24 protein-coding genes and 1 tRNA gene are annotated in these 23,417 nt (G+C 63.6%); 13 read left to right on the top strand and 12 right to left on the bottom strand.

Annotation, left to right across the window (positions count from 1 at the left end):
• The first annotated feature begins 105 nt into the window (after positions 1-105).
• The 3 genes from BM136_RS21785 (at position 106) to BM136_RS21775 (ending at position 1,392) form a co-directional block, all read left to right on the top strand.
• Positions 106-717, top strand: a complete 612-nt coding sequence (locus tag BM136_RS21785; protein ID WP_004634649.1) for a glutathione S-transferase N-terminal domain-containing protein — start codon at positions 106-108, stop codon at positions 715-717.
• A 72-nt stretch (positions 718-789) separates the two neighbouring features.
• On the top strand, positions 790-1,287 hold the full coding sequence (locus BM136_RS21780; protein WP_092975684.1) for a ClpXP protease specificity-enhancing factor: 498 nt from the start codon (positions 790-792) through the stop codon (positions 1,285-1,287).
• Between the two features lie 29 nt (positions 1,288-1,316).
• Positions 1,317-1,392: transfer RNA gene (locus BM136_RS21775), tRNA-Thr, on the top strand.
• 61 nt (positions 1,393-1,453) lie between these two features.
• Here the strand turns inward: BM136_RS21775 and BM136_RS21770 are convergent.
• Complete coding sequence (locus BM136_RS21770) at positions 1,454-1,885, bottom strand: nuclear transport factor 2 family protein (protein ID WP_217649367.1); 432 nt, start codon at positions 1,883-1,885, stop codon at positions 1,454-1,456.
• Between the two features lie 108 nt (positions 1,886-1,993).
• Complete coding sequence (locus BM136_RS21765; RefSeq protein ID WP_254775735.1) at positions 1,994-2,218, bottom strand: hypothetical protein; 225 nt, start codon at positions 2,216-2,218, stop codon at positions 1,994-1,996.
• Between the two features lie 572 nt (positions 2,219-2,790).
• Between BM136_RS21765 and BM136_RS21760 the strand changes: the two genes are divergently transcribed.
• From BM136_RS21760 to ettA, 8 genes are all read left to right on the top strand, one after another.
• Positions 2,791-4,203: a carbohydrate porin gene (locus BM136_RS21760; protein ID WP_092975678.1), complete on the top strand. Its 1,413-nt coding sequence runs from the start codon at positions 2,791-2,793 to the stop codon at positions 4,201-4,203.
• A 224-nt stretch (positions 4,204-4,427) separates the two neighbouring features.
• A complete protein-coding gene (locus tag BM136_RS21755; RefSeq protein ID WP_092975878.1) occupies positions 4,428-4,634 on the top strand; it encodes a hypothetical protein in 207 nt (68 codons plus the stop codon).
• Between the two features lie 44 nt (positions 4,635-4,678).
• Complete coding sequence (locus BM136_RS21750) at positions 4,679-6,322, top strand: Nramp family divalent metal transporter (protein ID WP_092975675.1); 1,644 nt, start codon at positions 4,679-4,681, stop codon at positions 6,320-6,322.
• A 634-nt stretch (positions 6,323-6,956) separates the two neighbouring features.
• A complete protein-coding gene (gene cyoA, locus BM136_RS21745; RefSeq protein ID WP_092975875.1) occupies positions 6,957-7,910 on the top strand; it encodes a ubiquinol oxidase subunit II in 954 nt (317 codons plus the stop codon).
• Positions 7,911-7,919: 9 nt separating this feature from the next.
• A complete protein-coding gene (gene cyoB, locus BM136_RS21740; protein ID WP_027680204.1) occupies positions 7,920-9,899 on the top strand; it encodes a cytochrome o ubiquinol oxidase subunit I in 1,980 nt (659 codons plus the stop codon).
• Positions 9,900-9,902: 3 nt separating this feature from the next.
• The gene (gene cyoC, locus BM136_RS21735; protein ID WP_027680203.1) at positions 9,903-10,544 is read left to right on the top strand and encodes a cytochrome o ubiquinol oxidase subunit III; all 642 of its coding nucleotides are present in this window, start codon (positions 9,903-9,905) and stop codon (positions 10,542-10,544) included.
• A complete protein-coding gene (locus tag BM136_RS21730; protein ID WP_092975672.1) occupies positions 10,545-10,913 on the top strand; it encodes a cytochrome o ubiquinol oxidase subunit IV in 369 nt (122 codons plus the stop codon). It begins immediately after the preceding gene.
• Positions 10,914-11,063: 150 nt separating this feature from the next.
• Positions 11,064-12,731, top strand: coding sequence for an energy-dependent translational throttle protein EttA (ettA, locus tag BM136_RS21725; protein ID WP_024977805.1), 1,668 nt, complete (start codon positions 11,064-11,066; stop codon positions 12,729-12,731).
• A gap of 36 nt (positions 12,732-12,767) precedes the next feature.
• Here ettA and BM136_RS21720 read toward each other — a convergent pair whose 3' ends face one another.
• From BM136_RS21720 to BM136_RS21700, 5 genes are all read right to left on the bottom strand, one after another.
• A complete protein-coding gene (locus BM136_RS21720; RefSeq protein WP_092975669.1) occupies positions 12,768-13,001 on the bottom strand; it encodes a CDGSH iron-sulfur domain-containing protein in 234 nt (77 codons plus the stop codon).
• A gap of 10 nt (positions 13,002-13,011) precedes the next feature.
• Complete coding sequence (locus tag BM136_RS21715) at positions 13,012-13,500, bottom strand: aminoacyl-tRNA deacylase (RefSeq protein ID WP_092975666.1); 489 nt, start codon at positions 13,498-13,500, stop codon at positions 13,012-13,014.
• 168 nt (positions 13,501-13,668) lie between these two features.
• Positions 13,669-13,977 (bottom strand): hypothetical protein, encoded by a 309-nt coding sequence (locus tag BM136_RS21710; RefSeq protein ID WP_092975663.1) that lies wholly within the window; start codon positions 13,975-13,977, stop codon positions 13,669-13,671.
• 188 nt (positions 13,978-14,165) lie between these two features.
• Positions 14,166-16,754, bottom strand: a complete 2,589-nt coding sequence (gene mdoH / locus BM136_RS21705; RefSeq protein WP_092975660.1) for a glucans biosynthesis glucosyltransferase MdoH — start codon at positions 16,752-16,754, stop codon at positions 14,166-14,168.
• Positions 16,727-18,313 (bottom strand): glucan biosynthesis protein G, encoded by a 1,587-nt coding sequence (locus BM136_RS21700; RefSeq protein ID WP_092975872.1) that lies wholly within the window; start codon positions 18,311-18,313, stop codon positions 16,727-16,729. The genes mdoH and BM136_RS21700 overlap by 28 nt, the downstream gene beginning before the upstream one ends.
• Before the next feature lie 310 nt (positions 18,314-18,623).
• On the opposite strand from BM136_RS21700, the gene BM136_RS21695 reads away from it, so the two are divergent.
• Entirely contained in the window at positions 18,624-19,364 is a 741-nt protein-coding gene (locus BM136_RS21695; RefSeq protein WP_092975657.1) for a hypothetical protein, read from the top strand.
• A 121-nt stretch (positions 19,365-19,485) separates the two neighbouring features.
• Positions 19,486-19,656, top strand: a complete 171-nt coding sequence (locus tag BM136_RS25445) for a hypothetical protein (protein ID WP_175537192.1) — start codon at positions 19,486-19,488, stop codon at positions 19,654-19,656.
• Positions 19,657-19,678: 22 nt separating this feature from the next.
• Here the strand turns inward: BM136_RS25445 and BM136_RS21690 are convergent, their stop codons facing one another.
• From BM136_RS21690 to prfA, 5 genes are all read right to left on the bottom strand, one after another.
• Positions 19,679-20,302 (bottom strand): UbiX family flavin prenyltransferase, encoded by a 624-nt coding sequence (locus BM136_RS21690; protein WP_092975869.1) that lies wholly within the window; start codon positions 20,300-20,302, stop codon positions 19,679-19,681.
• 19 nt (positions 20,303-20,321) lie between these two features.
• Complete coding sequence (grxD, locus tag BM136_RS21685) at positions 20,322-20,633, bottom strand: Grx4 family monothiol glutaredoxin (protein WP_024977796.1); 312 nt, start codon at positions 20,631-20,633, stop codon at positions 20,322-20,324.
• Positions 20,634-20,701: 68 nt separating this feature from the next.
• A complete protein-coding gene (gene prmC, locus BM136_RS21680) occupies positions 20,702-21,604 on the bottom strand; it encodes a peptide chain release factor N(5)-glutamine methyltransferase (RefSeq protein ID WP_092975654.1) in 903 nt (300 codons plus the stop codon).
• Between the two features lie 97 nt (positions 21,605-21,701).
• Positions 21,702-22,070: a hypothetical protein gene (locus BM136_RS21675; protein WP_092975651.1), complete on the bottom strand. Its 369-nt coding sequence runs from the start codon at positions 22,068-22,070 to the stop codon at positions 21,702-21,704.
• 182 nt (positions 22,071-22,252) lie between these two features.
• Positions 22,253-23,335 carry a peptide chain release factor 1 gene (gene prfA, locus BM136_RS21670; RefSeq protein WP_092975648.1) on the bottom strand — a complete coding sequence of 361 codons (1,083 nt, stop codon included), beginning with the start codon at positions 23,333-23,335 and terminating at the stop codon, positions 22,253-22,255.
• Positions 23,336-23,417 lie beyond the last annotated feature (82 nt).

Raw genomic sequence — 23,417 nt, 5'->3', positions numbered from 1 at the left:
TAGCCCTTTGCCTTTTCGCTTTTTGTGCCGTGGCGATGTCATTTTGTCGTCACGGTTGTACCGTCATAGGGCCGCCCCCGGCCCATGCGCCAAGGAACTACAACCATGATGGTCTTGTACTCGGGCACCACTTGCCCGTTTTCGCAGCGTTGCCGCCTCGTCCTGTTCGAAAAGGGCATGGATTTCGAAATTCGCGACGTCGATCTCTTCAACAAGCCGGAAGACATCGCGGTGATGAACCCGTACGGCCAGGTGCCTATCCTGGTTGAGCGCGACCTGATTCTGTACGAGTCGAACATCATCAACGAGTACATCGATGAGCGCTTCCCGCACCCGCAGCTGATGCCGGCCGATCCGGTGCAGCGCGCCCGTGCCCGCCTGTTCCTGTTCAACTTTGAGAAGGAGCTGTTCACGCACGTCTCCGTGCTCGAGAACGAAAAGGGCAAGGCTGCCGAGAAGAATCACGAGAAGGCACGCGCGGCCATCCGTGACCGCCTTACGCAGCTGGCACCGATCTTCCTGAAGAACAAGTACATGCTGGGCGAAGAGTTCTCGATGCTGGACGTGGCGATTGCGCCGCTGCTGTGGCGCCTGGACCACTACGGCATTGAGGTCTCCAAGAATGCGGCCCCGCTGATGAAATACGCTGAGCGTATCTTCAGCCGTCCGGCGTATATTGAAGCGCTGACGCCGTCCGAAAAGGTCATGCGCCGCTGATCGCCGCCGGGTCGCTGGCCGTGCCCGGGCTGAGCCTGCGCGCGGCCGCGCCCAACGGTCACTGATTTCATCATGTCGGAAACCTCCACCAAGCCCTACCTGATCCGTGCAATCTACGAATGGTGCACGGACAACGGCTTCACGCCGTACATCGCTGTCTTTGTCGACAACAGCACCAACGTGCCGCGTGAGTTCGTCAAGAACGACGAGATCGTGCTGAACGTGAGCTTTGACGCGACCAGTCAGCTCGACATGGGCAACGAGTGGATCACGTTCCACGCACGCTTCTCGGGCGTCTCGCGCAAGATCGAGGTGCCAATCGAAAACGTGCTCGCCGTGTATGCGCGCGAGAACGGACAAGGTATGGCATTTCCGGTGGAGCGCAGTACACCGACGACGCAAGCTGCAACCGAACGCGAGAATAATCCGCCGCCCAAGCTGGCCGCGGTGGATTCTGAATCGGTGCCTGCGCCGGTCCCTGCCGAAGCCGAAGCCGGCCCGGAAGACGACCCGACACCTCCGAATGTGCCGCGCATCGGTGGCAAGCCTGCACTAAAGGTCGTCAAGTAACGCGTGTTAGGTTAGAATCGCGTTTCTTTGCCGGCTTAGCTCATCTGGTAGAGCAGTTGATTTGTAATCATCAGGTGGCGGGTTCGAGTCCTGCAGCCGGCACCAGCATCACGAAAACGGTCTCCCTTGCGGAGGCCGTTTTCTTTTGTCCAGCCCGCTCAGCTTGCTACGTCCGTGGTTCCTCTCCAAAGATGCACGTCCAACCGCGCCTCGTATCCATGTACTCGCGCACGCGTGCGATCCGCTCGCCCTCCAGCATGAAGACGAAGCAATAGGCGTTGTCGTAGCGCCGGCCGTTCGCCAGCATGGCCTGCATGTGTTCCTCCACGATCACCGTTTCGCCATCAGCGTGGAGCCCGCTGAGTTCTACCAAGACGTCGGCGACGAAAAGCTTCGGAAACGCGACTGTGAGGAAATGCACGATGGCGTCGCGCCCGATCATGTGATGCGTGCAGTCGAGCGCAATGGCGGTGGCGTTGCCTTCGGGGGCGAGCCATTGCGCGTCGGCTGTGAAACAGTCGGCAATGCGGACGGCATCGCGAGAGGCGAATGCACGCCACGCATCCATGACGATGTCTTTGCTGGTTCGAAGCATCATGTGGGGCATGGAAGAGCAAGATCTACGTCGATCCTAATGCCTGCATCTCCTGCGGACGCGCCAGTTTCGGACCTCCCCCTGGTCGCCCGCGATCCAGCTTCGCGTGCTTCAACCGCGCCGCACCCAGATCACTTTGGCTCCCTGAATGCCGAGGTTGCGGCGTTCTTCGCGGTAGTCCATGGTGCCGGGCAGGGCTTTGCCGTCGCGTTCGTTGATGCGCCAGAGGCAGCCGTTCAGCAGTGCCGTGGCCTCCTGTTCGGATTTGCCGATCAAGGCGTTGTCGGGAACGGCGGCTGCCTGACAAGTGGCGGCTTGAGTGGTGTGTTCCGTCATCTTGGATTCCCCAGCATTTCTGGGTTGCTCTGGGCCGGCCGCCGAGCAGGCCGCCATGCCGAGGGTTGCCGCAATCGTGGTGAGTAGCGTTGCCAAGCGCGTCATAAAACCTCCGTGTGATATCGCAGTGGTGAGCGCCGTCGATCAGGCGCCCGATCGTCGCAGCAGTGTACCGACACACGCTTGCGAAGCGCCTGATGCCGCGGTGTTGCCGCCGCGCAATGGGCTTTGCGACGCCCCCAAGAAAACGCTTGCCGCCATCAACAACACTTTGTTACTCTGCGCCCCGTCATAGCTACGGAGTGCGTCTCCATGGACAGTTGTTCTAGTCGATCCTCGATCGCACATTGAACGGCTAGACAGTCTTGGCGCACCGTCTTCGCGCCTCACCACTGCCTAGCCGTATTGCACGGCGGGTGGTGGCGCTTGCGTAGGTTCTCTGCGCAAGTCACTTCCTGAATTCGATTGTTGTAGCCGGCACAGCCGCGTAGCTGCGTGCGTTTGCGCACGCCATGATGCGGCGTGGCCGGCGTTCGCCTACGCCTGTCAGAGAAACGGGCGGGGGAGGTCTCATGCTGTTCCTTTCGATGCTGCAGTACGCTTGGGTGGCGGTGCGTCCGCTGGTTTGGGTTCGTGTGCTGATGGGCGTGGCGGCCATTGTGTCGGTGATGTCGATGGCGCATGCTGCAGGTGTACCCGCTTCAGCGGATGACGTCCCATGCATCGCCAGCGGCGAACTGGATGACCGCTTCGGCTTCCATGGCCAGACCACCTATGTGTGGCAACGCAAACCTGCATTCGATGCAGCGTATAGCGGCGACAACAGCCTCGGTGCCGCGCGCGCAAAGAGTTATTCCTTCACGGCCACGCTCGACCTTGGCATGCGCTTGTGGAAAGGAGCCGAGTTCCACTTCAACCCCGAGGTCGCGCAGGGCGTCGCGTTCTCAGAACTGCATGGCCTTGGCGGCTTGCCCAACGGCGAGCTGGCCAAGACCGCCGGGACGAATCCAACGCTCTACCGTGCTCGCGCCTTCCTGCGCCAGACGTGGGGCCTGGGCGGCGACACGGAACAAGTCGACGCCGATTTCAACCAGTTCGCCAACGTCGTCGACAAGCGCAGGGTGGTGCTGACTGCCGGCAACTTCGCGGTGCCTGATGTCTTCGATGCGGTGTCGTATGCGCAAGACCCGCGCACCCAGTTCATGAACTGGTCGTTCATGGCGCACCCGTCGTTCGACTATCCCGCCGACGCGCGCGGCTACAACTGGGGCGTGGCGTTTGAATACATCGACAGCGAGAACGGTTGGGCCGTGCGCGCAGGCCGTTTCCTGCAGCCGGAGCAATCGAACGGTTTGCCGCTCGACACGCGATTCCTCAAGCACTACGGCGACATCCTCGAGCTGGAGAAGCGCTACACGCTGTTCGGCCAGGAAGGCACGGCGCAGTTGCTCGGTTGGCGCAACCAAGCGCGCATGGGCCGGTTTGACGATGCGATGGCGCTGGGCGCGGCCATTGGCGCGGCGCCCGACGTCGGGCAGGTGCGCAAGGCGCACGCAAAGCTGGGCGCTGGCATCTCGTTCGAACAGAAAGCCGGCGATAACCTCGGCCTGTTCGCACGCCTGAATTGGTCGGACGACAAGACCGAAACGTACGCCTTCACCGAAGTTGGCCGCAGCGTTTCGTTTGGCGGGTTGCTGAAGGGCACAGCGTGGCGCCGCGCGAACGATGTGCTGGGGATGGCTGTTGCGGTGAACATGCTTGGGCCGGATCACCGCGCCTATCTGGCCGCGGGCGGTAGCGGCGCGTTCCTTGGCGATGGCGGCTTGAGCTATGGCCCCGAGCGCGTGCTGGAAGTGTTCTACAGCTTGCAGGTAACCAAGGCCCTGGCGATCAGCCCGGATTTCCAGCTCATTCAGAATCCGGGCTACAACCGCGATCGCGGTCCGGCCAAGTTTGTGGGCGTGCGTGTTCACGCCGAGTTCTAACCGTAGGAGGACCCATATGGACAGTCCGAGTCGATCTTACCAAACGTCTTTTTCCCACTAGGCGAGTCCGCCGCATGGTTGTTCCCTGCTGCTGACTTGCCGCCCTGGCAAGGCAGCGGTGTCTGCATCGCTCCTTGATTGTTTCGACTATGCCGCCGCGCGTGTGCAATGCCGGCGGCGATGGCCGCGTGCCGTGCGTATGCGCACGCGGCGAGGAGTGTGTCATGCGCAAATTCATGATTCCCGCCCGCCGTTTCTCGGCGATCGCACTGCCGTTCAGCTCGCCGTTCGTGCAGGCCCGGGCCGGTGCGCCCCAGCGTGCCGACGCCGCATCGACCCCGTCCAACCGGCGTGCCGGTGACGGCGGCCAATCTCCGTCCAACCACGGCTATGCGGCGGCGGCGATCCGGCTCTCGCGCACGTATTGGTAGCGCAAGGCAGCTCATCCAACAACACCAAACAAACGGAGGTCGACATGACCCAATTCGCTTCGGGCATCGACGCACCACCACGTCATGCCGCGCTCGACGATGCCCACGTGGGCGATATTCGCGGCGCGCTCGGCACCATCGCTCACCACGATACGGGTGAGCGCAACAGCTGGCGCGCGCGCTTTCGCACGCTGCTCGCCATCCTCGGGCCGGGCCTGATTGTGATGGTCGGCGACAACGACGCCGGCGCCTTCGGCACATACACGCAGGCCGGGCAGAACTACGGCACCACGCTGCTGTGGACGCTATTACTGCTCATTCCGGTGCTGTATGTGAACCAGGAGATGGTCCTGCGCCTGGGCGCCGTCACGCGCGTTGGCCATGCGCGCTTGATCTTTGCGCGTTTCGGCAAGTTCTGGGGCAGCTTCTCCGTCATCGATCTGTTCCTGGTGAACGCGCTGACGCTCGTGACGGAGTTCATCGGCATCAGCTTGGCGCTCGAGTACCTCGGCATCCCGCGACATTGGGGCGTGTGCGCGGCGGCGGCATTGGTGATGCTGGCGGCATCCACCGGCGACTTCCGCCGCTTCGAGCGCTTTGCGCTGGTGCTCGTGGCCGGCAGTCTCACGCTGATCCCCGTGTTTTTGATGGTGCATCCGCCGATGGGGCAGGTGGCGCGCGACTTCTTCGTTCCCGCACTGCCGGCGGGGGCGCCGCTGGCCGAGGTGATGCTGCTGATCATCGCCATCGTGGGGACGACGGTGGCACCGTGGCAGTTGTTCTTCCAGCAGAGCTACGTGATCGACAAGCGCATCACCGCGCGTTTCATCCGCTATGAACGCGCAGATTTGTGGCTCGGCATCGTCCTCGTGATCGCCGGCGCGGTGGCGATGATCGCCTTCAGCGCCCAGGCGTTTCACGGCACGCCGGAGTTCGGCAACTACACCGACGCGCTCGGCACGGCGCACGGTCTGGAGCGCCACTCTGGCCGCTGGGCCGGTGTGTTGTTTGCGATTGCGCTGCTGGATGCCAGCATCATCGGCGCGTGCGCAGTGTCGCTGTCGACCGCGTATGCGATTGGCGATGTGTTTGCCGTGCGCCATTCGCTGCATCGCAAGCCGACGGAGGCCAAGGGCTTCTATGCCGTGTACTTTGGACTGACGTTGCTGGCCGCCGGGCTCGTGTTGACGCCAGGCGTGCCGCTCGGTTTGCTGACCAACGCCGTGCAATCGCTGGCCGGGGTGCTGCTGCCGAGCGCCACGGTGTTCCTGCTGCTGTTGTGCAACGACAAGGCGGTGCTCGGCCCGTGGACGAACGGCCGCGCGATGAACATCTTCACGGGCGGTGTGGTGGCTGTGCTTGTGATGTTGTCCGTCATCCTCACGGCCGCCGTGCTGTTCCCGGGCATTGGCGAATTCGAGATTGGCGCCATCCTGATCGGCGGCACCCTGATCGCGGTGGTGATGTCACTCGTGCTGTGGCGTATCGAGCGACGCGCCCGTCGGCCGCATCATCCGCAGCGTGTGAGCGTGCTGGACCGCGATCACTGGACGATGCCGCCGCTCGAGCAGCTCACGCCCGCACGCTGGACACCTCTCAAGCGCACGTGGATGTTTGTGCTGCGCGGTTATCTCGTGGGGGCGGCGGGGCTGGTGCTGGTGCGGATTGCCGGGCTGTTGACCCAATGACGCCGTAAGGAAACCAGAAGCGGGCCACCTCGGTGGCTCGCCTCAATTCCACCCTAGAGTGCACATTTGGAGACAACGTCGGCTGCGCACCACTGTGGCTGATTGTCGCAGTGCAACAACATGCACTTTCGATTTGCTTACCCGCAAAGCCACGTAAACCCTAGCCGTACGGCGAGGACATCACTTGTCAATCGACGTCGCTTTCTATTTGCCTGAGCAGATAGCGCGATCCGAAGCGCCGTCTGGCGGTAAGATCGCGCCCGCATTCCACTCCCAACCGCGCTCCCCCAACGGGCGCATGACGTAGTGCCTGCTCCGACCTTTTACGCCCCCGATCTGTCGTCCGCCGCTTTGTGCGACGCGGCGGCGCTCGGCCTCGCCCATGCCTGGCATGAGCGAAGCCCGCCTCGCCAACTAAGGGCGTTGGGTTCAGCTTCTCCCTGACCGGCGCCTGATGTGATCGAAGATCCGCTGCCGCACCTCAGCTGTATTCGGGGGCGCCGGTAGTTCGGTCTTCCCTCATTTCCCGCGTTTTTCCCCTTGTGGCCGCTGTCTGGGCTGCTGGGCTCCCGTGATGTCCGGAAGCATCGCCGGCGCAATTGTGCAAGACATGAAGAACACACTCGTTCCACATATGAAGCGGCTCCTCGCCGCAAGCCTCCCGCTCTTGCTGGCGGGCTGCAACCTGACGGTCCTGGACCCGAAGGGGATGATTGCGGCTGAAGAAAAGACGCTGATCCTGGTGGCGACCGGCCTGATGCTGCTGGTGGTCATTCCCGTGATCGTGCTGACGCTGGTGTTCGCGTGGAAATACCGCGCCTCCAACACCAAGGCCCGCTACGAGCCGGACTGGTCGCACTCCAACGCCATCGAAGCCGTGGTGTGGCTGATCCCGTGCCTGATCATCATCGTGCTGGGCGTGATCACGTACAAGTCCACGCACGCGCTCGATCCGTACAAGCCGATCGAATCGGATGTGAAGCCCATCACGGTCGAGGCTGTCTCGCTCGACTGGAAGTGGCTGTTCATCTATCCGGAACTGAAGATCGCGACGGTCAACCAGCTCGCATTCCCGGCCAACACCCCGATCAACTTCAAGATCACGTCCGACACGGTGATGAACGCGTTCTTCATCCCGCAGCTCGGCAGCCAGGTGTATGCCATGGCGGGCATGCAGACCAAGCTGCACCTGATCGCCAACGAGACCGGCGTGTTTGACGGCATGTCGTCGAACTACAGCGGCTCGGGCTTCACAGGCATGAAGTTCAAGGCCACGGCCATGACGAACGAAGAGTTCGACGCCTGGGTCAAGCAGGTTCGTGCTTCGTCGCAGAACCTGACCAAGGAAGGCTACGCCGAGCTGTCCAAGCCGAGCGAGAAGGTGCCGCCGGCGGCGTATGCATCGGTCGACCCGTCGCTGTATCACAGCATCCTGCACAAATACATGGGTGACTCGGACAAGGTCCTGACGCTCGATGAGGCGCTCGAAGGCGCCAACTGCACGACGGCCACGGCTGAGGCGGCAACGCGTCCGCTGCCGGTGCAGTCCGCCCTGCCTGCGCCCAAGAGCGCGCCCAAGAATTCCTAGGAGTTGACGATGTTTGGCAAGTTGAGTCTGGAGGCCATTCCGCTGCACGAGCCCATCGTGGTCGTGACGGTGTCGGCCATTCTGCTGGGTGGCGCGGGCCTGTTCGGCCTGATCACCTATCTCAAGAAGTGGACCTACCTCTGGAATGAGTGGATCACCTCGGTCGATCACAAGAAGATCGGCGTGATGTACTGCATTCTGGCCATCGTGATGCTGCTTCGCGGCTTCGCCGACGCCATCATGATGCGCTCGCAACTGGCGGTTGCCTCGGGCGGCGGTGCCGGCTATCTGCCGCCTGAGCACTACGACCAGATCTTTACCGCGCACGGCGTGATCATGATTTTCTTCATGGCCATGCCGCTGATGACGGGCCTGATCAACCTGATCGTGCCGCTGCAGATCGGCGCGCGCGACGTGGCATTCCCGTTCCTGAATACGCTGTCGTTCTGGCTGGCTGCTGCAGGCGTGGTGCTGATCAACGTGTCGCTGGGCGTGGGCGAATTCGCCCGCACCGGCTGGCTGGCGTACCCGCCGCTGTCGGAGCTGGCCTACAGCCCGGGCGTGGGGGTTGATTACTACATCTGGGCCTTGCAGATATCGGGCCTCGGGACATTGCTGACCGGCGTGAACTTCGTCGCGACCATCTTCAAGATGCGCGCGCCGGGCATGACGCTGATGCGCATGCCGATCTTCACGTGGACCGCCCTGTGCGCCAACATCCTGATCGTGGCTGCCTTCCCGGTGCTGACCGTGGCGCTGGCGCTGCTGGGTGCTGATCGCTACCTGGACATGCACTTCTTCACGAACGATGGCGGCGGTAACGCCATGCTGTACGTGAACCTGATCTGGATCTGGGGCCACCCCGAGGTGTACATCCTGATCCTGCCGGCGTTCGGCATGTTCTCGGAAATCGTCTCGACGTTCTCGCGCAAGAAGCTGTTCGGCTACACGTCGATGGTGTGGGCGACCGCCGGTATCACCGTGCTGTCGTTCCTGGTGTGGCTGCACCACTTCTTCACCATGGGCTCGGGTGCGAACGTCAACGCGTTCTTCGGTATCGCGACGATGATCATCTCGATCCCGACGGGCGTGAAGATCTTCAACTGGCTGTTCACGATGTACCGCGGCCGCGTCGAGCTGAACTCGATGATGCTGTGGACGATCGGCTTCATGATCACCTTCGTGATCGGCGGCATGACCGGCGTGCTGCTGGCTGTGCCGGGTGCCGACTTCCTGCTGCACAACAGCCTGTTCCTGATCGCTCACTTCCACAACACCATCATCGGTGGCGTGGTGTTCGGTTACCTGGCCGGTATCACCTACTGGTTCCCGAAGGCCTTTGGCTTCAAGCTGGACGAGAAGTGGGGCAAGCGCGCCTTCTGGTGCTGGTTCGTGGGCTTCTACACCGCCTTCATGCCGCTGTACGTGCTCGGCTTCATGGGCATGACGCGTCGTCTGAACCATACCGACAACCCGGCATGGCAGCCGTGGCTGATCGTCGCCGTGATCGGCGCCGCGATCATCGCCTGCGGTATCGCTTCGCAGCTCATCCAGATCTTCGTGAGCATCCGGAACCGTCATGCGCTGGCTGATCTCACTGGCGACCCGTGGGGCGGCCGTACGCTGGAGTGGGCGACATCGTCCCCGCCGGCGCACTACAACTTCGCGCGCGTGCCGGTCATCCGTGACATCGACGCCTTTGCAGACATGAAGGCGCGCGGTGAAGTGCTGACGCAGGTCGCACCGAGCTACGAAAAGATCCACATGCCTAAGAACACCGGCGCCGGCTTCTTCATCGGCATGTTCTCGATCGTGATGGGCTTCGCGCTGATCTGGCACATCTGGTGGATGGCCGTGCTGGGTCTGGTCGGCATGATCGGCAGCTTCATCCTTCGCAGCAACAACGACGACATCGATTACTACGTGCCCGCTCATGAGGTTCACGAGACCGAGTCGGCCTACTTCCAACGTATCGGTTCGCAGGCTTAAACCATGGCTTCCAATGTTCTAGACGGTCACGCCGCGCACGGTCACGCGCACGGCCACGACCATGCGCATGACCATGCGCACCACCACGATGCTGCAGACACCAAGGTCTTCGGCTTCTGGGTGTACCTGATGAGCGACTTGATCATCTTCGCGTCGCTGTTTGCCACGTTCTGCGTCCTGCGCGGTGCGACGGCCGGCGGCCCGACGGGCAAGGAGCTTTTTGATCTGTCGTACGTGGCGATCGAAACCGGCATTCTGCTGGTGTCGTCCATCACCTACGGCATGGTGATGATCAGCCTGCAGAACGGCCGCAAGGATCAAGTGATGCTGTGGCTCGGCATCACCCTGCTGCTGGGCGCCGCGTTCGTCGGCATGGAAATCAACGAGTTCCACCACCTGATCGCAGAAGGTGCGGGGCCGAGCCGCAGCGCATTCCTGTCGTCGTTCTTCCTGCTGGTCGGCACGCACGGCCTGCACGTGGCGAGCGGCATGCTGTGGATCATCGTCCTGATGTGGCAGATCAGCCGCAAAGGCCTGACCCCGACGCAATCGACCCGCCTGTCGTGCCTGAGCCTGTTCTGGCACTTCTTGGACGTGGTGTGGATCGGCGTGTTTACCGTCGTGTATCTGCTGGGAGCGATGTAAATGGAACAGACCAACGTTTCGACGGGCATTGCCCACGATGATGCCCACGGTCATGCAGCGGGCGGCGCCGGTCATGCCACCGTCAAGGGCTACCTGATCGGCTTCGTGCTGGCGGTGATCCTGACGGCCATCCCATTCAAGATGGTGATGGAAGGCGGCTACTCGCATCAGACGGTGCTGGTGACGGTGATGGCTCTGGCGGTCGTGCAGATCGTCGTGCATCTGATCTATTTCCTGCACTTGGACGGCTCGTCCGCCCAGCGCTGGAACGTGATGGCTTTCCTCTTCACGCTGCTGATCCTGGCGATCGTCGTTGTCGGCTCGCTGTGGGTCATGCATAACATGAACGCCAACATGATGACGATGTAACGAGGCCTGGCCTCCGCTGCATCGGAAGGGCGCCCCTGGTGGGCGCCTTTTTCTTTTGCTTGTGCGGCCTTGAGCCTTGGGTTTGCCATGCCGCGGCTTTGTTAAACTCGCCGGGTTCCCCATTTCTGCGTTTCCCCCCGCAATTCCGCCATGTCACAGTACGTTTTCACCATGAACCGCGTGGGCAAGATCGTTCCGCCCAAGCGTCAGATCCTCAAGGACATCTCACTGTCGTTCTTCCCGGGCGCCAAGATCGGCGTGCTGGGCCTGAACGGCTCCGGCAAGTCGACCGTGCTCAAGATCATGGCCGGCCTCGACAAGGACATCGAAGGCGAAGCCACGCCGATGCCCAACCTGAACATCGGTTACTTGCCGCAGGAGCCGCAACTCGATCCCGCCAAGACCGTGCGTGAAGAGGTCGAGAGCGGCCTGGGCGAAGTGATGGATGCGCAAAAGCAGCTCGAAGCGATCTACGCAGCGTATGCCGAGGAAGGCGCCGACTTCGACAAGCTGGCCGAAGAGCAGGCGCGCCTGGAAGCCATCATCGCCGCTGGTGCCGGCGACAACGTCGAGCTGCAGCTGGAAATTGCCGCCGATGCACTGCGCCTGCCGCCGTGGGACGCCAAGATCGAGCACCTCTCGGGCGGTGAAAAGCGTCGTGTCGCGCTATGCAAGCTGCTGCTCTCGCGCCCCGATATGCTGCTGCTCGACGAGCCGACCAACCACTTGGATGCTGAATCGGTGGACTGGCTTGAACAGTTCCTCACGCGCTTCCCGGGCACCGTGGTGGCAGTCACTCACGACCGCTACTTCCTCGATAACGCCGCCGAGTGGATTCTCGAACTCGACCGCGGCCACGGTATCCCCTGGAAGGGCAATTACAGCTCGTGGCTCGATCAGAAAGAGACGCGCCTGAAGCAGGAAGAGTCGAGCGAATCGGCCCGCCAGAAGGCGCTGAAGAAAGAGCTGGAGTGGGTGCGCCAGAACCCGAAGGGCCGTCAGGCCAAGTCGAAGGCGCGTTTGGCTCGCTTTGACGAGCTGAACAGCCAGGAATACCAGAAGCGCAACGAAACGCAGGAAATCTTCATTCCGGCGGGCGAGCGTCTGGGCAATGAAGTGATCGAATTCACCAACGTCAGCAAGAGCTATGGCGATCGCTTGCTGATCGACAACCTGAGCTTCACGATTCCGCCGGGCGCGATCGTCGGCATCATTGGCCCGAACGGCGCTGGTAAGTCGACGCTGTTCCGCATGATCACGGGCAAGGAGCAGCCGGACTCGGGCACCATCAAGATCGGTCCGACGGTCAAGCTGGCTTACGTTGACCAGAGCCGCGATGCGCTGTCCGCAGACAAGACCGTCTTCGAAGAGATTTCGAACGGCTCCGACATCCTCACGGTGGGCCGGTATGAGACGCCCTCGCGCGCCTACATCGGCCGCTTCAACTTCAAGGGCGGCGATCAGCAGAAGCACGTCGGCACGCTGTCGGGCGGCGAGCGTGGGCGCCTGCATCTGGCCAAGACGCTCATCTCGGGCGGCAACGTGCTGCTGCTGGATGAGCCGTCGAACGACCTCGACGTCGAAACGCTGCGTGCGCTGGAAGATGCGCTGCTCGAATTCGCGGGCTGCGTGATGGTGATTTCGCACGATCGCTGGTTCCTCGACCGTATCGCCACGCACATCATTGCCTTCGAAGGCGATTCGCACGTCGAATTCTTCCCGGGCAACTACCAGGAATACGAAGCCGACAAGAAGAAGCGTCTGGGCGAAGAAGGCGCGAAGCCCAAGCGTATCCGCTACAAGCCCGTTACACGTTAAGCGAGGACGCGCGGGTCTTTCGGCCCGTGTTCCCGCTTACGGTGACCGGTCTGCCTCAACCGGCGCAGGCGCGTCGAGGTTGCTGTCAAACTCGACGCGTTTGTGCGAGCCATCACAGAACGGCTTGTTCAGCGAGTGCCCGCAGCGGCACAGCCACGCCTGCCCTTCCTCCACCGGCAATTCGCGTCCGCCCTGGGTGACGATCCGGAAGCTTCCCTTGATGTGACACGGCCCGTTGTTGCGGACCGTGATGACGACATCGTCGGCCATGTCGACCTCCTCAGAAGAGGATGCCCTGCATGCGATACGCGAAGTGGGCGGGCTTGGCGTCGCGCATCAAGGCCATGAACTGATCCATGTCCATGTGCACGACGTTTTCGTGGTCGCCAGCTTCGAAGTAGACGTCGCCGTGGGTCATCAGGCTGCTGTCGATGTAGGTCGGCATGCCGTAGGCCATGCCCACGGGCGGAACGGCCCCTGCATCGCAGTCCCGGAAGACTTCGCGCAACTCCGATTCATCGGCCAGCGTAAGGTCGAAGCGGCCTGATTCCTTTTGCAGCTCGGACAGATGCAGGTGATACGTCGACGGCAACACGGCTGCGACATAGCCAAGCTTGTCTTCGAGCAGTAGCGTCTTGGCCAGACGGTCGCCCGGGACATGCGCAGATTGGGCGGTTTCCGTGCTTGTGTGGGTATGCGGATGGCGAATCACCTCGTACATGCAGCCCTTGCTGCGCAGGCAGCCGTCGAGGGTGCTGGAGATCGACATGGCGTCCTCCCGTGTGCTGTGCGGCCGGCGGCGGGATTGCAGTGGCCGCTACGTCAGCATAGGTCGGTTTGCGGATTGCGCAGGCAGTCGAGCGTACAAAAGCAACGGGCCGCTCGATTGAGCGGCCCGTGTGCCGATGCGGCTTGTGGTTGCCTTAAACGTCAGGCATTAGCGGTCCCAACCGCGGTGCCAGCCGTTATCGTGGCGCCATTCGCGTTCGCGCCATTCGTGACGACGCCATTCGCGCTCACGCCAGTAGTCGCGGTCGCGGTAGTAGCCACCATAGACTACGGGAGCCGGGGCATAGACCGGGGCAGGGCGATACACCACCGGAGGCGGTGCATAGACAGGTGCAGGGGCTACATATACCGGCGCGGGCACGCCGATCGATACGCCGACGTCCACATGCGCCAGCGCCGCCGTCGAGGCGCACAGCGCGGCCCCACCCAGAACGAATGCGAGCAGTGTGCGTTTCATGATGCTTCTCCTTACGGTTGCGAGGCCGGGGCCGAGGTGCCGTCGACTTCGTATATCAAGTTCGTGAAGCCATTCTATGAACCGCCGGGCGCTTCAGGTGATACGCAAATCCTACGGATGTAACGGAAAGTAAAGCGCCCCACCGGCAAAACGCTGGTGGGGCGCGGGATGGCGCAGGGCAGAATCGTTCAGCCTTGTGCAGGCTCCCAGGCCGCACGCTGTTCAGGTGACGACCACACCGCCAGGTGCAGCGCCGACAGCGAGAACGGGTCCGACAGCAACACCAGCTTCTGCTTACCCGTGAGCTTGTCGGGGCCGACTTCCAATGCGTGACGCACATGTGCTTCCCGCACAGCAATCAGGCGCCGGTCGTACGGAAAGCGCGCGGTGCCGATCGCGCACATCAGCGCGTTGGTGACGGGGTCGACCACGGCCTGACGGAAGTCGGGCATCGGCGGCGCATTGCGCAGGTGCTTGCGCGTGGCGCGGAGTTCGCGCGGCGGGCGCACTTCCTCGGGAATCATGAAGAGGCGCAAGCGCCGCATGCGGCGGCCCAAGCTCACACGGCTGGAGAACACGGACAGCGGAATCGACACGATCAGCGCGCCCACGACTGGCGAAAGCCACCAGAGGAAGCTCGGGTTCAGCCAATACACGATCGCAGCCCAGACAATGCCGATCACGGTGTGGAGGCCGTGGCGGCGGACGGCGTCGCCCCAATGTGTTTGCGCGTCTTCGCGCGGCGGCGATTTCCAGTGCACCTTCCAGCCGAGGAACGCGGCCGTCACGAAGCGCGTGTGGAACAGCATGCGCACGGGGGCGGCCAGCACCGAGAACGCCGCCTCGATCGCCATCGACAACGCCAGGTGGATCGCGCCGCCAAAGCGCTTCGGCCCCTGCGCCCACAGCACGAGCACGCTGAGGATCTTGGGCAGGAACAGCACGGTGGCGGTGGCAGAGAATAGCGCTGCGGCTTTTTCCGGATGCCACTCCGGCCAGATCGGGAAGAGCTGGCGGGGCTGCGTGAAGTATTCCGGCACGATCAGCGTGTGCTTGGCCAGCAGGGCTGTCGACAGGAGCAGGAACAGGAACCACAGCGGCGCCGACAGATACGCCATCACCCCGGTGATGAACACCGCGCGGTGCACACGGTGGAAGCCCGGCGCACCAAACAGACGGAAGTTCATCAGGTTGCCGTGGCACCAGCGGCGGTCGCGGCCCAGCTCGTCGAGCAGGTTGGGCGGCATTTCTTCGTAGCTGCCGTCCAGGTCGTAGGCGATCCACACGGCCCAGCCGGCGCGGCGCATCAGCGCGGCTTCGACAAAGTCGTGCGACATGATCTCGCCCGAAAGCGAACCCTTGCCCGGGATCGGCGCCAGCGCACAGTGCTTGATGAATGGGTCCAGCCGGATGATGGCGTTGTGGCCCCAGTAGTGCGATTCGCCGAGTTGCCAGTAGTGCAGGCCGGCGGTGAACAGCGGCCCGTACACGCGCGTGGCGAACTGCTGGATACGCGCATACAGCGTGTCGCGGCCGGCCGCGCGCGGGGCGGTCTGGATGATGCCCGCGCTGGGCGCACCTTCCATCAACTGCACGAGGCGCGTCAGGCAATCGCCGCTCATCACGCTGTCGGCGTCGAGCACGATCATGTAGCGGTATTTGCCGCCCCAGCGCCGGCAAAAATCGTCGATGTTGCCGCTCTTGCGCTTCACGCGGTGGCGGCGCCAGCGGTAGAAGATGCGGCCGAAACCATCGAGCGCGCGGCAGATGTGCAGCCAGGCATCGGCTTCTGCCGTGCGGATGTCCGGGTCGCCGGAGTCCGACAGCACGAAGAAGTCGAAGTGCTCCAGATGTCCCGTGCGCTGCAACGATTCGTACGTCGCGCGCAGCCCGGCGAAGACGCGCTGCACATCTTCGTTGCAGATCGGCATGACGATGGCCGTGCGTGCATCGTCGGGAATCGTGGCGTCGGGCGTGGCGCGGCGCGAGATGACGAAGCGGTCGCCGTGGAAGGCCAGCAGCAGGAAGCCCGTGATGGCCGTCCAGAAGCCCGCCGACACCCAGCAGAACAGCACCGCAAACAGGACGATGATGATGGCTTCGAGCCAGTCGGCACCGTGATACGGCAGCACCGTGCTCATCGCCCAGGTGGCGGCGACGGTCTGCGCGATCATCAGCGCGAGCAGCGTCAGGCGGCGGCGTGCGCCGACGAAGCGCCAGATGCCTTTCGGGTCCGGCGAGTCGGGCGCTTCATACGGCACCGGCTTCTTGCCGCCATGCATCCAGCGGTCGATGGCCTTGCGCGTGCGCCAGATCGGGCCGAGCACCCATGGCCACGGCACCATCGAACGGCGCGCGGGCGTGGGGCCGGTATCCAGGTGGATACGGCCCTGGTTGTCGTGCTCAACGGGTGGCGCAGGTTGGGCGGAGGGCTCCGTCGATGCGGCATCGGCGCGCGTGGCGCCATACGCAGCATCCAGGCGCGAGCCTACGGACGCGTAAGCCGGCGCGTCGGCGTCGAGCGACGTCGTCTGTGCGGGGTCGAGCGTGGCCAGTGCGCGATGCAGCTTCGCGAGCGCTGCTGCATCGTCGTCGCCCGCTGTGATGCCCGCGGTGCGCAGCAGCGTAGCGCGCGCCTCGGCCGCCAGCGGCAGCGCCTCTAGGTAATGGTCGGCCACAGACTGCGCTGTGGCAGGGCTGGTGGAGGGGGCAGTGCCAGCGGCACCGCCGGTCTGGGCTGTCGTCACGTTCAGCCCGGAGGTAACAGGTAGCTCCACGTCTCAGAGAGTCCGGTGCCGCCGCTGCGCAGGTAGCCGCGCATTTCGACGGGTTTATCGTCGTCGACCCGCTTGAGGCGCACGGTCACGCGCCATCCGCCGGTCGCGGTGTTGGGTTGGCCGAAGATCGATTCGATCTTGCCGTTGGCATCTGCCGAGAACACCGGCTCAACCGGTGCATTGGGCGGAAGCTTTGCCAGCGCGGGGCCTTCGAAGTCGACCACAAAGGCGATCGTATCGTCGGGCTTGCGCTCGTCCGGGCGCTTGGTCGTCCAGCCGTGCGAGCGGCGCGTCTGCGTAACCCATGCCAGCGCCGGCTTCTTGTCGGCGTCTTTCTGCCACAGCAGGCGGTATTCAAGATTGAACGGCTGATGCGGCTTGGGCGGGTTTTCAGGCACCCAGTAGGCGACCACGTTGTCGTTCGTCTCGTCCGGCGTCGGAATCTGCACAAGCTCCACGCGGCCCGCGCCCCATTTGCCGACGGGCTCGACCCACGCGCTCGGGCGCAGTTCGTAGTGGTCGCCGATTTCCTGGTAGCTGGAGAACGCGCGGTCACGCTGCATCAGGCCGAAGCCGCCCGGGTTGGTCGTCCCGAACGAGCTGACCAGCAGGCGCTTGGGGTTCGTCAGCGGGCGCCAGATCCATTCACCCGTACCAGAAAGCACCGACAGGCCGTCGGAGTCGTGCACCTCGGGGCGGAAATCCAGCGCAGGCGCCGGTTGGTTCTCGCCAAAGAAGAACATGCTGGTGAGCGGCGCGATGGCCAGCTTGCTCACGTTCTCGCGCATGTATAGCTGCGCCTTCACCTCGACCGCCGTGTCGCTGCCCGGCTTGATGACAAAGCGGTAGGCACCCGTGGCGCGGCGCGAGTTGAGCAACGCGTAGATCGTCAGCTCTTTCGCATTGGCGGCCGGGCGTTCGATCCAGAAATCGGTGAAGCGGGGGAATTCCTCGCCCGAATTGAGCGCAGTGTCGATGGCGAGCCCGCGCGCGGACAGGCCGTAGACCTGCCCCTTGCCGATGCCGCGGAAGTACGACGCGCCCAGAAACACGATGACCTCGTCCTTGTACTTGGGCGTGTTCATCGGGTAGTGCACGCGGAAGCCGGCAAAGCCGAGCTTCTGCAATTGCTTCGGGTCGAGCTTGACCGGGCCGTAGTCGAACAGGCGTGGATCGAAGCGGATTTCGCGCACGCCGGCGGGCGACACTTCGTTGATCTTCACGGGCTGGTCGTAGTACGAACCCTCGTGGAAGAAACCGAGTTCGAACGGCAGCTTGTCGCGGCGCCAGTAAGCCTGGTCGGACTTGAAGCGGATTTCGCGGTACTGGTCGTAGCGCAGCTCGCGCAATTCGCGGGGCAGGGTGTCGGCGGGCGCCTGGTACGGTTTGGAGGCCAGTTGCTTGGCGCGTGTGGCCACATCGTTGAAACCGAAGGCCAGCGCAGCGTGCGCCGAAGCCAGCGCCAGCAGGCCAACGGCCAGCCGTGCATAGCTGGCTACCGAACGGGTGCGTGCCGCGCGAGCGGCCCCCGGCGTGCGGGAGGAAACAGCGGAGGGAATGTTCAAAATGAGATCGCGTCTATGCGGCGGGCCGAGGAACGTGACGCTTCGGTCCTGCCGGTCATTCGTCTGTGCCGCCGAGATTTTACCCGCCGTACCTTTGCGAGATCAAAACCGGCAACATTTTGATAATGTTTCTGGCCGCATCGGGCCGACATCCGCGTCAAATGGCGTGTAATCAGGCGGTCTGTGGCGGGCCAACCATTCGGTTGAGGGGAACGCATACCGCCGGCCGGCAGTCAGAACCGCTTTGCCGTGTGCCGGGATTCCCGCGTGGCACACTCTCGGCTCTTTCCTCCATGGAGTTCGCATGACCTGCTGGACGCGACGCGCCACGGCAACTGCCGCGCTTGCCCTTTCGACCTCGTTGCTCGCGCCCGTGGCGTTTGCAGCACCCGCAGCCAAGGCGGCTCCCAAGTCTGCAGCGCCAGCCAAGGCTGTGCGCGATCCCGGCGACGTGGCGGTGCTGCTCGATGCCTTCCCGCTCGGCAAGCCGCTGCGCAAGCTGCCTTCGTGCGAAGACGTACGCGCGAATGGTGGCAAGGATGTCGCCGAATACTGCTCCGATGCGCTTGAATCGCATGGCCGAACGCGCTCGCTTGGCGTGCCGCAGGCATTGCGCCCCGAGTTGATGGATGGGCCGCAGGCCGTGCTCCTGATTGACCAAGATGGCAACATCGCCGGCATGTTCGTGCCGACGCGCGGCGTGGATACCGAACAGCGCGTCTTCCAGGCCCTGTCCGATCGTTACGGCAAGCCTGCGCAGGAAGGCAAGGCCCCGCTCAAGCTGAAGTCTGGCAAGACGGTCGATTCGCTGCGCGCACGCTGGGCAGGCCATCAGACCATCATCACGATGTACGCGATTCCCGAAGAGCCGCAGAACGGCACGGTGGAATTCCTTTGGGCACCGCGCGCCGGGGCGGTCATGGACCAGATGCGTGCAGAAGTCGATCCGAACGCACCCAAGCCGGCTGCTGCGTCTGGCGTGGCGGCTTCAGCGACCGCCGCAACGGCCAAGCCCTTTTCAGGCAAGCCGACGCCTAAGCAGTGAACTTACGGACACATGTTCGTAGTTTTCGGTTACACCGCTTACACCCGCATGACGCCGACGCCGCTCGCGTCGGCTTATAACGTCCACATGGCTCCACTAGCGGGGCCGAAGGACGCTAATCATGAAAATCGTGGCTCTGGCCTTGTTGGCCGCGACGCTTGGGGGGTGTGCGGTGTATCCGGCACCGGTGGCCGTGGCCCCTGCGCCGGTCTATGTCGCACCGGCTTATCCGGCCTATTACGGCGGATATTGGGGTGGACCGTCGGTGTACTTCAATTACCACCACCGCTGATCGGCAGTTGGCTGATCTGCGCCTAGTCCGTTGAACGCAAGCCCGGCCAGCCCGGCGCCAACGTCTGCGGCAAGCCAAGCAGGTCCAGCACGCGGCCGACTGTGTGGTCGACCAAGTCGTCGATCGTCTTGGGCCGCTGGTAAAAGCCCGGTACGGGCGGGAACACGATTCCGCCCATCTCGGTGACGGCCGTCATGTTGCGCAGATGCGCCAGATTCAACGGCGTTTCGCGCACCATCAGGATCAGACGGCGGCGCTCCTTGAGCGTGACGTCGGCAGCGCGGGCGATGAGGTTGTCCGACAGGCCGTGCGCAACGGCCGCCAGCGTCTTCATCGAGCAGGGCGCCACCACCATCGCTTCGGCAGCAAAGGAACCGCTCGCGATGGTCGCGCCGATATCGCGCACGTTATGCACGACGTGCGCCAGCGCTTCCACTTCTTCGCGTGCCATGTGCAGCTCGTGCTGCACATTCATCAGCCCTGCGGGCGACATCAGCAGGTGCGATTCCACCCCCGCTGATTCCCGCAGGTCCTGCAGAACCTGCAGCAGCCGCACACCGTAGATTGCCCCCGACGCCCCCGTGATCGCCACGATGATGCGGCGTACAGGTGGCGTTTGAGCGGCGGCGTTCGGGGTTGAAGTCACGCTGAAACGAGAGCGGAGCTCAAGCAGCCAGCAGCGGCTGCAGTTCACCGCTCTGGTACATCTCCATCATGATGTCCGAACCGCCGATGAATTCGCCCTTGACGTAGAGCTGCGGAATGGTCGGCCAGTTGGCGTAGTCTTTGATGCCCTGGCGGATTTCGTCGTCTTCCAGCACGTTCACGGTATGCGGCCGGTCCACGCCGCAGGCCTTCAGGATTTGGATAGCGCGGCCCGAAAAGCCGCACATCGGGAATTGCGCCGTGCCCTTCATGAAGAGGACGACGGGGTGGCCTTTGACGATCTGGTCGATCTTTTCGTGCGTGGTGCTCATGGGGAGACTCGATTTGGTGAGGGGCGGCAGCTGGGTTTCCGGGTTGCCATCCACATTGGAAAACCCGTCTATTTTAGCGAGGAACGCGTACTGGCGTTTTGATCCGGCCATTGCCCGCCGCTGCAGCGGTCGTGGCCGGCGAGGTCTTGCGCGGTGAAAACGTTGGCGAAGTCGGCGCCGTTCAGCAGCGCCCGCACGGGTTCGCCCTGGTCGTAGCCGTGTTCGAGCAGCAGCCAGCCGCCGGAGACAAGCCGCGCAGGCGCGCCTGCGACGATGCTGCGCAGGTGGCGCAGGCCGTCATCGTGGTCGGTGAGGGCGCTGGCGGGTTCGAAGCGCAGGTCTCCCTCGTCGAGGTGCGCGTCGGTGGCGGCGATGTAGGGCGGGTTGCTGGCGATCAGGACGAAAGCAGGTGGCGCATCGGCATCGGCCAGCGCGCCATACCAGTCGCCCAGCGCAGTCTGGACATTGGTGGCTCCGAGCGCCTTGGCGTTGTCGATTGCCACGGCCAGCGCATCGGCGGACGCATCGGTGGCCCACACGCGCGCGTCGCGTCGCGCCAGCGCGATCGTGATGGCGATGATGCCGCTGCCCGTGCCCATGTCGAGCACGGCTGGCGCATCGCGTTCTTCGAGGCGGTCCAGCGCCTGTTCGACCAGCAATTCGGTATCGGGCCGCGGAATCAGCACGGCTGGCGTCACCTTGAACGTGCGGCCGAAGAATTCACGTTCGCCGAGCAGATAGGCCATCGGCTCGCCGGCCAGGCGCCGCGCCGCAAGTTCGCTGATGTGCGCGCGCGCGGCCACGTCGATGGCGCAGGTGTCTTGCGTGATGAGTTGCACGCGCGACAGGCCCGTCACGTGCGAGACCAGCATGCGTGCTTCCAGGGCAGGCAAGCCGGCACGCGCCAGCGCTGTCAGCGCATCGGCCACGCGAGCCAGGGTTTCGGGCGAAATTACGGCGGAAGACGACACGGCAACAGACCAGCAGCGAAGATCGGGCGCACAAAATAACACGGGCCCGGCCGATGTGGCGCGGGCCCGCGAGCGGGTCGCTGTGGTTAAACAGCGCTTATTGCTTGGTCGCGTCCTTGACCTTGTTGGCCGCTTCCTTCGTGGCGTCAGCGGTCTTGTCGGCTGCAACCTTGGCGGCGTCGGCCGTCTTGTCGGCCGCGGTTTTGGCAGCATCCTTGGCCTGGGCCAGCGCGCCCGAAGCGGAGACCTGCGCATCCGAGGCCGCTTGCGAGAGTTCTACCTTAGCGGCGTCGGCGGCCTTGCTCACGGCGGTGCCGGCGTTGTCGATCGCCTGTTTGGCGGCGTCCTTCGATTGTTCCATCGCGCTCTTGGCGGCCTGGTCGGTGGCGTCGTCTTTCTTGCCGCAGGCGGCCAGACCGAGTGCGAGGGAGGTGGCGACAGTGATGGCCAGCAGTTGGGTACGCATTGCGATTCTCCTAATCGTGATGTTGCCGCGCTTGTTGGTGAGTGCGCGCCGGATGCGACCGGCGATGCACTCGGCGTGATCGAGATCGATTATAGGAACGCGGGGCCGGCGCGCCATCGCGCAAAGCTGTATCAAACGCAAGCGGATGTTACGGACGGTGCGCTTTTTTAACGATTGGGCGCTCAGGCGTCTTCACCCAGCGCTGCAAGCTGCTCGGCTTGGTGCTCAGCGGCCAAGGCACCGACGAGTTCATCGATGTCGCCGTCCATGATCGCGTCGATCTTGTACAGCGTCAGGTTGATGCGGTGATCGGTCACGCGGCCTTGCGGGAAGTTGTACGTGCGGATGCGGTCGGAGCGGTCGCCCGAGCCGATCAGGCTCTTGCGTGCGCTGGCTTCCTTGGCTTGCGCCTCACGCTCCTGGCGATCCTTCAGACGCGCGGCCAGGACTTGCATGGCGCGGTCCTTGTTGCGGTGCTGGCTGCGGTCGTCCTGGCATTCCACCACCAGGCCGGTCGGCAGGTGCGTGATGCGCACGGCCGAATCCGTCTTGTTGATGTGCTGGCCGCCCGCGCCCGACGCGCGGAACGTATCGATGCGCAAATCCGCCGGGTTGATCTGGATGTCGGCCAGCGCGTCGGCCTCGGGCATGACCGCCACGGTGCAGGCCGACGTGTGGATGCGCCCCTGGGCCTCGGTGGCCGGCACGCGCTGCACGCGGTGGCCGCCAGACTCGAACTTCAGGCGCGAGTACGCACCTTCGCCCACCAGCCGCGCGATCACTTCCTTGTAGCCGCCAAGGTCCGACGGCGATTCGCTCACGATCTCGACTTGCCAGCGCTGCCGTTCGGCGTAGCGCGTGTACATGCGCAGCAAGTCGCCGGCAAAGAGCGCGGATTCATCGCCGCCCGTCCCGGCGCGGATTTCCACGAAAATGTTGCGATGGTCGTTCGGGTCTTTGGGCAGCAGCAGGCGCTGCAGCTCGTCTTCGAGAGACTCCATCCGCTCACGCGCGGCGCGAAGTTCGTCTTCGGCAAATGCCTTCATGTCCGGATCGGCCGCCAATTCCTGTGCGGTGGCGATGTCTTCCTCGGCCTGCTTCCATGCGGAAAATTGCGCGACCACGGGCTCCAGCTCGGCGTGTTCGCGCGTGAGCTTGCGGTATTGGTCGAGGTTGGCGGTAGCGTCTTCACGCGCAAGCAGCGCGTTGATTTCGACGATGCGCTCGGCCAATTGGTCGAGCTTGGACAGCATGCTGGGCTTCATTCGGGCAGTCGCGGAGGGAAACGCTGGAAGCGAGGGCGGCGCATGATACCGCGCCAGAAGTTGCGTGCTGGAGTGAACACAG

The organism is Ralstonia sp. NFACC01, from assembly GCF_900115545.1.
GTDB classification, from domain to species: Bacteria; Pseudomonadota; Gammaproteobacteria; order Burkholderiales; family Burkholderiaceae; genus Ralstonia; species Ralstonia mojiangensis.
This window is presented reverse-complemented; position numbering and strand designations above follow the sequence as displayed.

Excerpts from the sequence above, each read along its gene's own strand:
- BM136_RS21785 (WP_004634649.1), top strand. The coding sequence starts at position 106 with ATGATGGTCTTGTACTCGGGCACCACTTGCCCGTTTTCGCAGCGTTGC.
- BM136_RS21780 (WP_092975684.1), top strand. The coding sequence starts at position 790 with ATGTCGGAAACCTCCACCAAGCCCTACCTGATCCGTGCAATCTACGAA.
- BM136_RS21770 (WP_217649367.1), bottom strand. The coding sequence starts at position 1,885 with ATGATGCTTCGAACCAGCAAAGACATCGTCATGGATGCGTGGCGTGCA.
- BM136_RS21765 (WP_254775735.1), bottom strand. The coding sequence starts at position 2,218 with ATGACGGAACACACCACTCAAGCCGCCACTTGTCAGGCAGCCGCCGTT.
- BM136_RS21760 (WP_092975678.1), top strand. The coding sequence starts at position 2,791 with ATGCTGTTCCTTTCGATGCTGCAGTACGCTTGGGTGGCGGTGCGTCCG.
- BM136_RS21755 (WP_092975878.1), top strand. The coding sequence starts at position 4,428 with ATGCGCAAATTCATGATTCCCGCCCGCCGTTTCTCGGCGATCGCACTG.
- BM136_RS21750 (WP_092975675.1), top strand. The coding sequence starts at position 4,679 with ATGACCCAATTCGCTTCGGGCATCGACGCACCACCACGTCATGCCGCG.
- cyoA (WP_092975875.1), top strand. The coding sequence starts at position 6,957 with ATGAAGCGGCTCCTCGCCGCAAGCCTCCCGCTCTTGCTGGCGGGCTGC.
- cyoB (WP_027680204.1), top strand. The coding sequence starts at position 7,920 with ATGTTTGGCAAGTTGAGTCTGGAGGCCATTCCGCTGCACGAGCCCATC.
- cyoC (WP_027680203.1), top strand. The coding sequence starts at position 9,903 with ATGGCTTCCAATGTTCTAGACGGTCACGCCGCGCACGGTCACGCGCAC.
- BM136_RS21730 (WP_092975672.1), top strand. The coding sequence starts at position 10,545 with ATGGAACAGACCAACGTTTCGACGGGCATTGCCCACGATGATGCCCAC.
- ettA (WP_024977805.1), top strand. The coding sequence starts at position 11,064 with ATGTCACAGTACGTTTTCACCATGAACCGCGTGGGCAAGATCGTTCCG.
- BM136_RS21720 (WP_092975669.1), bottom strand. The coding sequence starts at position 13,001 with ATGGCCGACGATGTCGTCATCACGGTCCGCAACAACGGGCCGTGTCAC.
- BM136_RS21715 (WP_092975666.1), bottom strand. The coding sequence starts at position 13,500 with ATGTCGATCTCCAGCACCCTCGACGGCTGCCTGCGCAGCAAGGGCTGC.
- BM136_RS21710 (WP_092975663.1), bottom strand. The coding sequence starts at position 13,977 with ATGAAACGCACACTGCTCGCATTCGTTCTGGGTGGGGCCGCGCTGTGC.
- BM136_RS21695 (WP_092975657.1), top strand. The coding sequence starts at position 18,624 with ATGACCTGCTGGACGCGACGCGCCACGGCAACTGCCGCGCTTGCCCTT.
- BM136_RS25445 (WP_175537192.1), top strand. The coding sequence starts at position 19,486 with ATGAAAATCGTGGCTCTGGCCTTGTTGGCCGCGACGCTTGGGGGGTGT.
- grxD (WP_024977796.1), bottom strand. The coding sequence starts at position 20,633 with ATGAGCACCACGCACGAAAAGATCGACCAGATCGTCAAAGGCCACCCC.
- BM136_RS21675 (WP_092975651.1), bottom strand. The coding sequence starts at position 22,070 with ATGCGTACCCAACTGCTGGCCATCACTGTCGCCACCTCCCTCGCACTC.
- prfA (WP_092975648.1), bottom strand. The coding sequence starts at position 23,335 with ATGAAGCCCAGCATGCTGTCCAAGCTCGACCAATTGGCCGAGCGCATC.